Annotated in this window: 10 protein-coding genes; 6 read left to right on the top strand and 4 right to left on the bottom strand. The window is 59.7% G+C overall.

From position 1 onward, the window contains the following. Positions 1-5: 5 nt before the first annotated feature. Positions 6-3,458, bottom strand: a complete 3,453-nt coding sequence (mfd, locus tag AO068_RS24640; RefSeq protein WP_058409718.1) for a transcription-repair coupling factor — start codon at positions 3,456-3,458, stop codon at positions 6-8. 190 nt (positions 3,459-3,648) lie between these two features. Here mfd and AO068_RS24635 point away from each other — a divergent pair, with 190 nt between their 5' ends. Further along, on the top strand, positions 3,649-5,112 hold the full coding sequence (locus AO068_RS24635) for a glyceraldehyde-3-phosphate dehydrogenase (protein ID WP_005734450.1): 1,464 nt from the start codon (positions 3,649-3,651) through the stop codon (positions 5,110-5,112). A 146-nt stretch (positions 5,113-5,258) separates the two neighbouring features. Continuing rightward, a complete protein-coding gene (locus AO068_RS24630; RefSeq protein WP_058409717.1) occupies positions 5,259-6,521 on the top strand; it encodes an MFS transporter in 1,263 nt (420 codons plus the stop codon). An 83-nt stretch (positions 6,522-6,604) separates the two neighbouring features. Here AO068_RS24630 and AO068_RS24625 read toward each other — a convergent pair whose 3' ends face one another. Further along, positions 6,605-7,897, bottom strand: a complete 1,293-nt coding sequence (locus tag AO068_RS24625) for an MFS transporter (protein ID WP_002552884.1) — start codon at positions 7,895-7,897, stop codon at positions 6,605-6,607. Positions 7,898-8,284: 387 nt separating this feature from the next. Between AO068_RS24625 and AO068_RS24620 the strand changes: the two genes are divergently transcribed. Both AO068_RS24620 and sthA read left to right on the top strand, forming a co-directional pair. After that, positions 8,285-9,307: an FAD:protein FMN transferase gene (locus tag AO068_RS24620; RefSeq protein ID WP_161936615.1), complete on the top strand. Its 1,023-nt coding sequence runs from the start codon at positions 8,285-8,287 to the stop codon at positions 9,305-9,307. 166 nt (positions 9,308-9,473) lie between these two features. Further along, a complete protein-coding gene (gene sthA, locus AO068_RS24615) occupies positions 9,474-10,868 on the top strand; it encodes a Si-specific NAD(P)(+) transhydrogenase (RefSeq protein ID WP_058409715.1) in 1,395 nt (464 codons plus the stop codon). A gap of 42 nt (positions 10,869-10,910) precedes the next feature. Here the strand turns inward: sthA and AO068_RS24610 are convergent, their stop codons facing one another. Next, on the bottom strand, positions 10,911-11,633 hold the full coding sequence (locus AO068_RS24610) for a glycerophosphodiester phosphodiesterase (protein ID WP_010203821.1): 723 nt from the start codon (positions 11,631-11,633) through the stop codon (positions 10,911-10,913). Positions 11,634-11,704: 71 nt separating this feature from the next. After that, entirely contained in the window at positions 11,705-12,292 is a 588-nt protein-coding gene (locus tag AO068_RS24605) for a PilZ domain-containing protein (RefSeq protein ID WP_058409714.1), read from the bottom strand. Positions 12,293-12,394: 102 nt separating this feature from the next. Between AO068_RS24605 and AO068_RS24600 the strand changes: the two genes are divergently transcribed. Together AO068_RS24600 and lolD are read left to right on the top strand one after the other, a co-directional pair. Beyond that, positions 12,395-13,645, top strand: coding sequence for a lipoprotein-releasing ABC transporter permease subunit (locus AO068_RS24600; protein ID WP_004659831.1), 1,251 nt, complete (start codon positions 12,395-12,397; stop codon positions 13,643-13,645). A gap of 7 nt (positions 13,646-13,652) precedes the next feature. Further along, positions 13,653-14,336 carry a lipoprotein-releasing ABC transporter ATP-binding protein LolD gene (lolD, locus tag AO068_RS24595; protein WP_011168252.1) on the top strand — a complete coding sequence of 228 codons (684 nt, stop codon included), beginning with the start codon at positions 13,653-13,655 and terminating at the stop codon, positions 14,334-14,336. Positions 14,337-14,411 lie beyond the last annotated feature (75 nt).

Genomic DNA, 14,411 nt, shown 5'->3' with positions numbered 1-14,411 from the left:
ATCCTTCAAGCAGTTTTCGGGGTCAGGCGCTCAAGCAGCGCTTCGATGGTATTGAAACGCTCTTCCGGGCGCTCCATGGGGACCAGGAATTTGAACAGCGTGGCACCTTCGAACTTGTAACGGTTGGGCTGGCTCTGGATCAGCTTGATCAGGGTCAGCGGCTCAACCGGAGTCTCGGTCGCGAATTCGATGCGGCCACCTTGCGGGCCGCCGTCGATTTTCTTGATACCCAGCTGTTCGGCGTGCAGTTTGAGCAGCGTGATGCGCACCAGGTTCTTGGTCGGCTCCGGCAACAGGCCGAAGCGGTCGATCATTTCTACCTGCAAGTCTTTCAACGCCTCTTCGTCTGCTGCGTTGGCGATGCGCTTGTAGAGAATCAGGCGGGTGTGCACATCCGGCAGGTAGGCTTCCGGAATGAGTGCCGGTACGCGCAGGTTGATTTCCGGTCCTCCGCCCAGCGGCTGATCGAGATTGGGCTGTTCGCCCTTGCGAATCGACTTGACCGCTCGCTCGAGCATTTCCATGTACAGGGTAAAACCCACGGCCTGGATCTGACCGCTCTGGCCGTCGCCGAGCAGTTCGCCTGCGCCACGGATCTCCAGGTCATTGGTCGCGAGCACGAAGCCCGCGCCAAGGTCCTGGGTATTGGCAATCGCTTCCAGACGCTTTTCGGCGTCGGGGGTGATTTGCTTGCGCGGCGGGGTCAGCAGGTAGGCATAGGCCTGGTGGTGACTGCGTCCGACGCGGCCGCGCAGCTGGTGCAACTGGGCCAAGCCGAACTTGTCGGCGCGCTCGATGATGATGGTGTTGGCGCTTGGTACGTCGATGCCGGTCTCGATGATGGTCGAGGCGATCAGCACATTGAAGCGCTTGTGGTAGAAATCGCTCATCACCTGTTCGAGTTCGCGCTCGCGCATCTGGCCGTGGCCGATGCCGATACGGGCTTCCGGCACCAGTTCGGCCAGGTCCGCCGCGCATTTCTCGATGGTCTTGACGTCGTTGTGCAGGTAGTAGACCTGGCCGCCGCGCAGCAACTCGCGCAGCAGGGCTTCCTTGATGGTCGGCTTGTTCTGCTCCATGACGAAGGTGCGTACCGACAGCCTGCGCGCCGGTGGCGTGGCGATGATCGACAGATCACGCATGCCCGACACGGCCATGTTCAGGGTTCGCGGAATCGGCGTTGCGGTGAGGGTCAGAATGTCGACCTCGCTGCGCAGTGCCTTGAGCTGTTCTTTCTGGCGGACACCGAAGCGGTGTTCTTCGTCGATGATCACCAGACCGAGATTCTTGATCTTGACGTCATCCTGCAACAGCTTGTGCGTACCGATGACGATGTCGATCTTGCCCTCGGCCAGATCGGCAACGGCGGCACTGACTTCCTTGGCCGACTTGAAGCGGCTCATCACTTCGACGGTCACCGGCCAGTCTGCGAAACGGTCGCGGAAGCTGTTGTAGTGCTGCTGGGCGAGCAGGGTGGTCGGCACCAGAATGGCCACCTGACGCCCGCCGTGCACGGCAATGAAGGCGGCGCGCATGGCCACTTCGGTCTTGCCGAAGCCCACGTCGCCACACACCAGGCGATCCATCGGTTTGGGTGCCAGCATGTCGGCGCGCACGGCCTCGATGGTGGTCTGCTGATCCGGCGTTTCTTCGAACGGGAAGCCCGCGCTGAAAGTGGCGTAGTCGGCTTTCGGGTCGGCGAAGGCATAACCCTCGCGGGCTGCCCGGCGTGCGTAGATATCCAGCAGCTCGGCAGCCACGTCGCGAACCTGTTCGGCCGCCTTGCGCTTGGCTTTCTGCCAGGTTTCCGAGCCCAGGCGGTGCAGTGGCGCGCTCTCGTCGTCGCTGCCGGTGTAGCGGGCAATCAGGTGCAGGTTGGCGACCGGGACGTACAGCTTGGCGTCCTCGGCGTAGGCCAGCATCAGGAATTCGGCGACCTGGTTTTCGACTTCCAGGGTCGCGAGCCCGAGATAACGGCCCACGCCATGATCGATGTGCACCACCGGCGCGCCTTCGCGCAGTTCGGTCAGGTTCTTGATGACGGCGTCGTTATTGCCGCCATCGGCGCGCTTTTCGCGGCGGCGGCGCTGCATGACCCGTTGGCCGAACAGCGGGCTTTCAGCGACCAGCGCCAGTGCCGGTTGCTCCAGCAGCAGGCCGTCGTCCAGCGGGGCGATGGTGATTGCCAGCCTGTCCTTGCCATCGACGAAGTCCTGCCAGCTGTCGACCGTTTTCGGCCGCAGCTTCAGGCGTTCAAGCAGTTCCAGCAGTACTTCACGGCGACCGGCGGACTCGGCGGTAAACAGCACGCGACCGGGGAAGTCATCAAGAAATGTCGACAGTGCCGCCAATGGCTGGCTGGCCTTGGCTTCAATGGACAGGTCCGGCAGGGTCTGGGCCGGGAAGCGTTCGCGCCCGGCTCCGGCATCGACATCCTGCTGGCTGGCCACCACGCGCGGCCAGTTTTTCAAGCGTGCAAAGCAATCTTCCACCGGCAGGAACAGCTCGGCCGGTGGCAGCAGTGGTCGTGCAGGGTCGACGCGACGTTCTTCATAGCGGTTGCGCACGTCGTTCCAGAAATTCTCTGCGGCCTGCTCGATACCCGGCAGGGAAAACACCTGAGTGTCCTGCGGCAGATAATCGAACAGCGTCGAGGTTTCCTCGAAGAACAATGGAATGTAGTACTCGATACCGGCGGGCGTGATGCCGCTGCTCAAGTCCTGGAAAATCGGGCTGCGCCGGAAGTCCACGTCGAAGCGCTCGCGAAAACGCGCCTTGAAGCGCGTGACTTCTTCTTTCTGTAGCGGGAATTCGCGGGCAGGCAACAAGCGCACCGACTCGACCTTGTCGATGGAGCGTTGCGTGTCCGGATCGAAGGTGCGCAGGGTTTCGATTTCATCGTCGAACAGGTCGATACGGAAGGGCAGCTTGCTGCCCATCGGGAACAGGTCGATCAGTGCGCCGCGCACGGTGAACTCGCCGTGCTCGTAAACCGTGTCCACGTAGCGATAGCCGCTGGCTTCCAGGCGCGTGCGCATGGCCTCCACATCAAGCTTCTGGCCGACATCCAGCACCAGGCTGCTGCCGAGCAGGAATTTGGTCGGCGCGAGTCTGTGTAGGGCGGTCGTGATCGGTACTACCAAAACGCCATGCTCCAGCTCCGGCAGGCGATAAAGGCTGGCGATGCGCTGGGAAATGATGTCCTGGTGCGGCGAAAACAGGTCGTAGGGCAGGGTTTCCCAGTCCGGGAAGTGCAGAACCGGCAGCGTGGGCGCGAAAAACTTCAGCTCTTGCTCCAGCCGCTCGGCGCTCTGGCTGTCGGCGGTCAGTAGCAGGGTAAAGCGCTTGGCTGCGCTGGCGGCCTCGGCAATGGCCAGGCTCAGTGCGGCACCGGGAAGATTGCCCCAGTGTTGTTTGCCTGCAGCGGCAGAAAGATGCGGTAGACGCAGAACTGGCACGGGAAGGTCGGGCTCCAGGCGTTGCAACAGGGGCGGCGATTGTAACGGGGGAAGGTGGTGGCTGTCAGTTTTCCGGAGTGTTACCGCGTATTTACGGGCGAAAATTATGTAGTGCCCACTGATATGACAGTCGCGCATTGCTCATAAACAAAGGCGCGGTCATAATGTAGCCCCTTTTTTCAGCCCCTACATGTGGAAGGTTCCCGTGACTCAGAAGCCCGACCAGTGTCTTGGTGAATGGATCGATCGTGAAGCTCTCGCCGAAGCGATGATCCCGCTCATCGGTCAGCTCTACCGCAATAATAATGTGGTGAGTTCGATCTATGGCCGCAGCCTGATCAACCGTTCAGTCATCGCGATTCTCAAAGCTCACCGCTTTGCGCGTCATCGTCAGTCCGATGCGGTTGAGTTGTCCGTACACGAGACGTTCCCGCTTGTAAAAGCGATGAGCGAGCTCAAACTGGGTGCCGCTTCGGTGGACCTGGGCAAGTTGGCCGTGAAGTTCAAGACTGAAGGCAACGGCCGCACGCCCGAGCAGTTCGTACGTGAAGAACTGGCCAGTGTAGTGGGTCAGCAGGGCACTAGCCCGCGCAAGGGCACCGATGTCGTGCTTTACGGTTTCGGTCGTATCGGTCGCCTGCTGGCGCGGATCCTGATCGAGAAGACCGGTGGTGGCGACGGTCTGCGCCTGCGTGCCATCGTGGTCCGCAAAGGCGCGGAAAACGATCTGGTCAAGCGTGCCAGCCTGCTGCGTCGTGACTCGGTACATGGCCCGTTCGATGGCACCATCACCATTGATGAAGCCAACAGCACCATCACCGCCAACGGCAACCTGATTCAGGTGATCTACGCCAAGAACCCGTCCGAGGTGGATTACACCCAATACGGTATCAAGGACGCTCTGCTGGTGGACAACACCGGTGTATGGCGTGATGCCGACGGTCTGGGTCAGCATCTGGCCTGCCCTGGCGTCGACCGAGTTGTATTGACCGCGCCGGGCAAAGGCAAGCTGAAGAACATCGTGCACGGTATCAACCACGGTGAAATCACCGCGGATGACAAAATCGTCTCGGCGGCATCCTGCACCACCAACGCCATCGTGCCGGTGCTCAAGGCTGTCAACGACAAGTTCGGCATCACCAATGGTCACGTTGAAACCGTTCACTCGTACACCAACGACCAGAACCTGATCGACAACTTCCACAAGGGCGATCGCCGTGGCCGCAGCGCCGCGTTGAACATGGTCATCACCGAAACCGGCGCAGCCACCGCTGCGGCGAAGGCGCTGCCTGAGCTGGCCGGAAAGCTGACCGGTAACGCGATCCGCGTTCCAACGCCGAACGTGTCCATGGCCATTCTCAACCTCAACCTCGAGAAGCCGACCACTCGCGAAGAAATGAACGAGTACCTGCGCTACATGGCGCTGCACTCGGACCTGCACAAGCAGATCGACTTTGTGAACTCGCAGGAAGTGGTGTCCACCGACTTCGTCGGCTCGCGTCACGCTGGTGTCGTGGATGCCGAAGCCACCATCGTCAACGATAACCGCGTTGTGCTGTACGTCTGGTACGACAACGAATTCGGCTACAGCCATCAGGTTGTTCGCGTGATGGAAGACATGGCAGACGTCAATCCGCCAGCTTTCCCGCAGTAAATGTTGAACGCTTGAACTGCCCGGTCTGAACGGGCAGCAAATAAACGGGCCGAACCCTGCGCATGCAGGCTTCGGCCCGTTTTGTTTTGTTGCGTGTCATGAGAACCTGTCAGGCACAGCCCTTGTGGATGACGGAGTAGCCAAGGATGAGCAGTTCGGCCATGGACGGATCGCAGCAACACCTCAAAAGCAGCTTCTTTTTCCTGTTCCTGACGATTTTCGTCCCCTTTGGTCTGGGGCATTTCGTTTCCTACCTGTTTCGTACCGTCAATGCGGTGATCTATGTCGATCTGCAGGCCGACCTGAGTTTGCCTGCGAGCAGCCTGGGGTTGTTGACCGGCGTGTATTTCCTTACCTTCGCTGCCGCGCAGATTCCCCTCGGCGTCATGCTTGATCGTTACGGCCCGCGCAGCGTGCAGGCGCCGATGCTGTTGTTTGCGGTCGCCGGTTCGGTCATCTTCAGTATTTCCAGCAGCGAAACCGGGTTGTTGATCGGGCGAGGTCTGATTGGCCTGGGGGTAGCGGGTTCGCTGATGAGTGCCATCAAGGCGTGTGCCATCTGGTTGCCAATCGAGCGTTTGCCGCTGAGTACCGCCTGCCTGCTGTCAATTGGCGGGCTGGGCGCGATGGCGTCGACCACGCCTTTGCATGCGTTGCTGAGCTGGCTGACCTGGCGAGAAGCGTTTCTGGCGCTGGCGCTGCTGACCTTTTGTGTGGCCGTGGTCATACACCTCAGCGTTCCCAAAGCCTACGAGAGCAAAAATACTCGCTACGCCGATATGTTCGCTGCGGTCGGCAAGCTGTACTCGTCGTGGACGTTCTGGCGTCTGGCGTTGTACTCGGTGTTCGCGCACGCCATCTATATGTCGGTACTGTCGCTATGGATGGGGCCGTGGTTGCGTGACATGGCCGGGCTGAGCGATTCAGGCATGGCCAATGTACTGCTGTTCGGCGCCATCGCGATGGTGGCAGGGTCCCTGACGTTCGGCACGATCACTGATTATCTGCGCAGGTTCGGTGTACAGCCGATCATGGTCTGTGGCGCTGGCATGGTGATCTTCATCGGCTTCCAGATGCTGATGGCCAGTGGTCTACCGGTGTCACCTTATATTGTTGCGATGGGCTTCAGCTTCTTCGGCACGTCGACCACCATGAATTACGCCATTGTGGCGCAATCGGTTGCACCGGAGCTGGCGGGCAGGGTCAGCTCTTCCTTCAATCTGGTGGTGTTTGTGCTCGCGTTTTTCCTCCAGTGGCTGATGGGTGTGGTGCTCAACCTGTGGCCGGTTGTGCAGGGTGCCGGTCATCCGCTTGAGGCCTATCAGTGGTCGCTGGGTTTAATGATTGCGTTGCAATTGCCTGGGGTGCTGCTCTGGCTCGGCTTTCGACCCTGGAGGCGCGCTGTCTGAAAAAGCAAAACCCCGGCCGAGATCAACTCGTGCCGGGGTTTTGCTTTTAGCCGTTACAGCCATCTGATTGATCAAGCGATGAATCAGGCGGTTGCAGGTGCTCCAGGCGCTTCAAGCTTCTGTCCGCCTTTGCGGAACAGCACCAGCGTAGCAACCAGACCCAGCACAGCGGCACCCGTCAGCCAGATACCGGGCGCTGCCTTGTTACCCAATTCGTGAATCAGGTAAGTACAGGCCGCCGGGGTGAAGCCACCAAAGGTTGCGGTCGCCAGGCTGTAGGCCAGCGAGAAACCGGTGGTGCGGACTTCGACCGGCATGATCTCGGTCAGCGCCACGACCATTGCGCCGTTGTAGGAACCGTACAGGAACGAGAACCACAGCTCGACCATCAGCAGATGGCTGAAGCTTGGGTGCTCTACCAGCCACGACAGCGCAGGGTAGGCGGTGGCGATGGCCAGCACGGTCGCTGCAATCAACAGCGGCTTGCGGCCGATGCGATCCGAGAAAGAACCCATGATCGGCAGCCAGATGAAGTTGGACACGCCGACGCAGACGGTCACCAGCAAGCTTTCCAGGTCGGTCAGGTTCAGTTCGTTCTTGCCGAAGGTCGGGGTATAGGCGGTAATCAGGTAGAACGACACCGTGGTCATCACTACCAGAGCCATGCCGCCCAGCACCAGGCCAAAGTTCTGGCTGATGGAGCGCACCACTTCACGCAGCGTCGGGCGGTGCGTGCGGGCTTCGAACTCCGGTGACTCTTCCAGCGAACGGCGGATGATGAAGATCGCCGGCACAATCAGGCAGCCGATCAGGAACGGCACGCGCCAGCCCCATTCGCCCATTTGCTCCGGGCTCAGCCAGTGGTTCAGACCCACGCCCAGCAAGCCGGCGAATACCACGGCAGCCTGTTGACTGGCGGACTGCCAGCTGACGAAGAAACCTTTGCGACCCGGTGTCGAGATTTCAGCGAGGTACACCGAAACACCACCCAGCTCGACGCCAGCCGAGAAGCCTTGCAGCAGGCGACCGAGCAGCACCAGCAGCGGCGCAACAACGCCCAGAGTGGCGTAGCCCGGCACACAGGCAATCAGCAAAGTGCCCATTGCCATCATCGCGAGGGTGATAATCAGGCCCTTGCGACGTCCGTGACGGTCGATATAGGCACCGAGAAAGATCGCGCCCAACGGGCGCATCAGGAAGCCTGCGCCGAAGGTCGCCAGCGACAGCATCAACGAAGCGAATGCGCTGTCGGAGGGGAAAAATGTCTTGGCAATGGCCGTGGCGTAAAAGCCGTAGACCATGAAATCGAACATCTCGAGGAAGTTACCGCTGACAACGCGAAAGATCGCTTTGCCCTTACTTGTTGTGGAGGCCATTTAGTTACTCGCTCAGGCTCGTCGGCTTGGAGTCCGTTGTCGTTGTTATCCCGTTTACATCGCCATTACGTGTGTGCGACTGGCGATGCACATTTGTAACAGTATGTGTAACAGGGCTCAAAAACAACCGTTTCGGCGATTTGCTATCACTTAACAGACGCTTGACAGGTATGACCGGTCGATGCGTGCACGGCGTATCAACCAGATGAAACCGGATGAACAGACATGCTGTATGGGAACCATAAGCCCGACACTGACCACTCAATACTTTGGTCGACCTCGTATGGGTGAAGCCCGGTCCCGGTCCGAGTGGGCCGCTATGGACGGTTTTCTGTCTTGTTTGCCAATGAAGGCAAGTCACTCTGAATGGTTTTTTTAGTGCGGGGCATGAGTTTGCGTGGGTTTTGCAGGGTTGCAGGGTGCCTGGTGCTGCTGGCGTGCGCTGGTTGCGGTCAGGAACGCAAGCTGGAGAGCTTTGGCGGGCCGGCCATGGGCAGTCACTATTCAGTGGTATACGTGCGCGCTTCCGGGCAGCCTGAACCTGAGGTCGTGCGCCCGCAGATCGAATCGATTCTGGCCGAAGTCGATCAACAGATGTCACTTTGGCGCAGTGACTCGGATATCGAGCTTTTCAATGCATTGCCTGCCAATAGCTGCCAGACCATGCCCGAACCGGTTTTGAAACTGATCGGTGTTGGCGAGCAGCTGTCACGGGACAGTGATGGTGCGTTCGACCTGACGGTGAAGCCGCTGATGGACCTGTGGGGGCTGGGCGCTCATGCACTGTTTGAGCAAATGCCGCTGGTGCGCCAGTTGGCCCGCACTCGGGCGACGGTGGGCTATCGCGGTCTGCGTGTCGTCGGGCAGCAGTTGTGCAAAAGCGCCGCTGTGCAAGTGGACCTCAACAGTATTGCCGCCGGTTATGCGGTAGATCGCATCAGCGAGCGCATGGAAAAGCTGGGGTTGCACGATTATCTGGTGCAAGCCACGGGTGAACTGAAAGTCAGCGGTCTCAAGCCCGACGGTTCGCCCTGGAGGGTGACGCTGGACGCGCCACTCGATGATGGCAATGTCACGCAAAAAGTATTTCCACTGAAGGGCTACGCCGTGTCTACGTCGGGCGACTATCGTCGTTACGCCGACCATGACGGGTGGCGCATTTCCGATACGCTCGATGCCTTGACCGGTAAGCCGATCAGCCACAGCCTGGCATCGGTGACGGTCATTCATCCCTCGGCGCTGATGGCTGACGGACTCTCCTCACTGCTGTTGATTCTCGGCCCGCGGCGCGGCTGGAATTATGCGCAAGAACATAAAATCCCTGCTTTTTTTGTGATTCGTGCCGATAAGCGCTTTATCATCCGCAGCAACGCGTCGTTTGATCGTCTGGCGGTGGAGCAGCCGCGGTAAGTCAAGAGGCCGGAACTTCCGGTCAATTGCCACTCGGCACAGACAAAAATTGGCCTTCGACGCGACCAAGGGTTAATGTTCGCCGCCTCGGTGCAGCGCTAGACTGCGCCGCGTGATTTAGCCAGAGATGCCAGAGTGGCGCCTCGGTCTGTTTAAAGGAGTACGCATGGCTGTCTACAACTACGACGTAGTGGTACTGGGTTCCGGCCCTGCCGGAGAAGGCGCGGCAATGAACGCCGCCAAGGCGGGGCGCAAGGTCGCCATGGTCGACAGCCGTCGGCAAGTGGGCGGTAACTGCACCCATTTGGGCACCATTCCGTCCAAGGCTCTGCGTCACTCGGTCAAGCAGATCATCCAGTTCAACACCAATCCGATGTTCCGGGCCATTGGCGAGCCGCGCTGGTTTTCGTTTCCGGATGTGTTGAAAAACGCCGAAATGGTCATTTCCAAGCAGGTGGCCTCGCGCACCAGTTACTACGCCCGCAACCGTGTCGATGTGTTCTTCGGCACCGGCAGTTTTGCCGACGAGACCAGTGTCAACGTGGTCTGCTCCAACGGCGTAGTCGAAAAGCTGGTGGCCAACCAGATCATCATCGCCACCGGTTCGCGCCCTTATCGGCCGGCCGACATCGATTTCAGTCACAAGCGCATCTACGACAGCGATACCATCCTCAGCCTGGGCCATACCCCGCGTAAGCTGATCATTTATGGCGCGGGCGTGATCGGCTGTGAGTATGCCTCGATCTTCAGTGGTCTGGGTGTTCTGGTCGAGCTGGTGGATAACCGTGACCAGTTGCTGAGCTTCCTGGATTCGGAAATCTCTCAGGCATTGAGTTATCACTTCAGCAACAACAACGTGATGGTTCGCCACAACGAAGAATACGAGAAGGTCGAAGGTCTGGATAACGGCGTTGTCCTGCACCTCAAGTCCGGAAAGAAAATCAAGGCAGATGCCTTGCTGTGGTGCAATGGCCGTACCGGCAACACCGACAAGCTGGGGCTGGAAAACATTGGTCTCAAGGCCAACGGTCGTGGCCAGATCGAGGTGGACGAGAACTATCGCACCAGCGTTTCCAATGTCTATGGCGCAGGCGACGTTATCGGCTGGCCAAGTCTGGCGAGCGCTGCCTACGATCAGGGCCGCTCGGCGGCTGGCAGCATGGTCGACAACGGCAGCTGGCGCTATGTCAACGACGTACCGACCGGGATCTATACCATTCCGGAGATCAGTTCGATCGGCAAGAACGAGCACGAGCTGACCCAGGCCAAGGTGCCGTACGAAGTGGGCAAGGCGTTCTTCAAGGGCATGGCGCGTGCGCAGATTTCCGGCGAGCGGGTCGGGATGCTGAAGATTCTGTTCCACCGCGAGACGCTGGAAGTGCTGGGCGTGCATTGCTTCGGTGACCAGGCGTCCGAGATCGTGCACATCGGTCAGGCGATCATGAGCCAGCCGGGTGAAGCGAACACCATGAAGTACTTCGTCAACACCACGTTCAACTACCCGACCATGGCCGAAGCCTATCGGGTAGCGGCATACGACGGTCTCAACCGGCTTTTTTAAGCGACTCCGGCCGGTGGCCTGAGCCGGCCGGGGAGACCGATTTCAGCGACTCCCGAGCGTGGCGGTGGCCAAACCGGGAAAGTCTGTAATCAGGCTGTCGACGCCGAAATCAGCGAGTCTGCGCATCAGTGCAGGCTCGTTGACTGTCCACACAGACACATGCAGGCCCTGACGCTGTGCTTTCTGCAGGCGCTCCGGGGTACACAGTGTCCAGTTCAATGCCAGAATCTCACAGCCGTAGCTTTGCGCGACCTTCAACGGGTCGAGCCAGGCGTACTCGGCCACCAGCCCGCGCGAAATGTCCGGCGTCAGGTCGAGGGCGGCGCGCAGCACTTCACGAGAGCTGGAGGTGATGGTGACCTTGTCGAGCAAGCCATGACGCTGAGCCATTTCACGAATGGCCAACACGGTGTTGGCGGCGCGGGTGCGCGAAGCGCTTTTGACTTCCAGTTGCCAGTGCTCGAAATCGCATTGCTCGAACAACTCTTCAAGGCGCGGAATAGGGCAGGGCGAGACCCAGCCGGGGCCACCTTTGCGCGCGTCATAGGTCACCAGGTCGGCGGCCAGATGCTCATTGACCTTGCCGCGTCGGTCGGTGGTGCGCTTGAGGGTCGGGTCGTGAATGACCATCAACTCTCCGTCCAGTGACAGATGCAGGTCCAGTTCACAGCGGCGCACGCCGTGCTTGATGCATTCCTGGAAGCTGACCAGGGTGTTTTCCGGTGCTTCGCCCTTGGCGCCGCGGTGGCCGTAGATAAGGGTCACGTTTACTCCTGGCCGTTAAGGCACCCACTGCTGATATGAAATGATGAGGTGAAACCAAGCATCCCGGAAACTCAATTGCCGGATGGCTGACCCTGTTCAAGGGCCTGACGTCGATGCTGAGCCTGACGCTGCAGCACGTGACGTGCGAGCAATTGGCGTTGAGCGTCCGGCAGGTTGACGAAGTCGGTGCTGATGTCAAAACCGCCATCTGGCCGTGCATCGCACTGGCTGACCCTGGCGCGCAGCATCAGACCTGCAGCCTGGGGCATCAGCACCATCTTGATCGACAGCTGTTCGCCCACGGCAAAACCTTGTTGTGAATTGAATTGAATGCCGCCCTCGGACAGCTTTACCGGTTGCGGAGCGCCCAGTTTGCCCAGTGCCGTGTGTGCAACCACTTCGCCCAGCAGGTCGATGCGCTTGCTCAGCGACTTGAGAAAACTGTTCAGCACCCGGTCGCGCTCGTCGAGTTGGCGCATCAAATGCTGTGATTCGAACTCGCTGACGTGCAGCTCGCTGAGCAGGTCGAACAGTGTCGAGGTGTCCTGCATGGCGTCCTGACTTGCCTGGTCGGCACCAGACAGGGGGTTAATTTCCAGTGCGACGCTGTCGTCGATACGGTAGTATTCGCGGCGTCCTGCTTCATCTAATGTCGACATGGCGAACCCAAGCTAGCGGCGGTGGTCTGAGAGTTTCGAGTGTAAAGCTGCACGTCAAGGCCCGCCACATGGACGTCCTCATTCCTGCGAACAAATTCCTACATGTTCAGACCTCTTTTTGTATTTATCGGCACGCGCTACACACGTGCCAAGCGACGCAACCATTTTGTTTCGTTCATCTCCCTGACGTCCATGATCGGCCTCGCCCTTGGCGTGGTAGTGATGATAGTCGTGTTATCGGTGATGAATGGCTTCGATCACGAAATGCGTACCCGCGTGCTGGGCATGGTGCCGCACGCGACCATCGAATCGGCTGACCCGATCACCGACTGGCGTGGCCTGGCCGCGAAGGTTCAGGAAAACCCGCAGGTGCTGGCCGTTGCGCCATTCACCCAAATGCAGGGTTTGCTGACCCACGACGGCAAGGTTCAGAAGGTGCTGCTCAATGGCATCGACCCGGCCGAGGAGCGCAAGGTCTCGATCATTGACCACTTCATCAAGCAGGGCCAGCTCGACAGCCTGTCTCCCGGCAGTTTCGGCATCATGATCGGCGACAAGGCGGCTGCCAAACTGGGCGTCGTGGTCGGCGACAAACTGACCTTTGTCGCGCCTGAGGTGACTGTCACGCCTGCCGGTATGTTCCCGCGCATGAAGCGTTTCGAGGTGACCGGTATCTTTCATGTCGGCGCTGGCGAAATCGACGGCTTTCTGGGGCTGACCAACCTCGATGACCTGGCCCGTCTGCACCGCTGGAAGCCCAATCAGGTGCAGGGCTTGCGGCTCAAGTTCGACGATCTGTTTGCAGCGCCGCGCACCTCGTGGGAAATCGCCCAGAAGCTGGGCGAAAACAATTTCTATTCCCGTGACTGGACACGCACTCACGGCAACCTCTATCAGGCCATCCGCATGGAAAAAGCCATGATTGGCCTGTTGCTGCTGCTGATTGTGGCCGTTGCGGCATTCAACATCATTTCCACGCTGGTGATGGTGGTCAATGACAAGAAGGGCGATATCGCCATTTTGCGCACACTGGGCGCGACACCGCGGCAGATCATGGCGATCTTCATGGTGCAGGGCACGGTGATCGGTGTGGTCGGCACGCTGATCGGCGCGGCGCTGGGCATCCTTGCAGCGCTTAACGTCAGTGCAGCCATCGCTGCGCTGGAAGGGCTGATCGGCCACAAGTTTCTCAACGCCGACGTCTATTTCATTGATTACCTGCCTTCGCAACTGATGGCCCAGGACGTGTTCCAGGTCTGCGGTGCGGCGTTGGTCCTGAGTTTCCTCGCCACCCTGTATCCCGCCTGGCGTGCTGCGCGCACCCAGCCGGCGGAGGCGTTACGTTATGAGTGAGTCGGGCATGTCTGATAAAGCAGTATTGAGTTGCCGCAACCTGGGTAAATCCTACGAGGAAGGCCCGGAGTCGGTCGTGGTGTTGTCCGGTCTGCAACTGGAGCTGCATCCCGGTGAGCGGGTCGCGATTGTCGGCAGTTCGGGGTCGGGCAAAAGTACTTTGCTCAATCTTCTGGGCGGTCTGGACACACCTTCCGAAGGCAGTGTCTGGCTGGCGGGCGAAGAATTGTCGGCGCTGGGCGAAAAGGCGCGTGGCCTGCTGCGTAACCGCGCGTTGGGTTTTGTCTACCAGTTCCACCATTTGCTGCCCGAATTCACAGCGCTGGAAAACGTCTGCATGCCCTTGCTGATCGGCCGTACGGCGATACCCGAGGCCCGCAAACGCTCCACCGCGTTGCTCGAACGTGTCGGCCTCGGCCATCGTCTGGCGCACAAGCCTTCGGAGCTTTCCGGTGGCGAGCGGCAGCGTGTGGCCATTGCTCGTGCCTTGATCAATCAGCCGGGCCTGGTGATGCTTGACGAGCCGACCGGCAACCTCGATCACCACACCGCGCAGGGCATTCAGGACCTGATGCGTGAGTTGAGCACGTCATCGCGCACGGCGTTTCTGATCGTGACCCACGACATGAGCCTCGCCAGACAAATGGACCGCGTCCTGCGTCTGGAAGACGGCCGCCTCGTCGAGGCCTGATTGACCCGGCCCGGCGCAACTCATCGCGTCGGGCTCTACGTTTTTTATACGGTGTTTTTTCCCACGGTGCTTCGC

This window comes from Pseudomonas sp. ICMP 3272, from assembly GCF_001466905.1.
GTDB classification, from domain to species: domain Bacteria; phylum Pseudomonadota; class Gammaproteobacteria; order Pseudomonadales; family Pseudomonadaceae; genus Aquipseudomonas; species Aquipseudomonas amygdali.
This window is presented reverse-complemented; position numbering and strand designations above follow the sequence as displayed.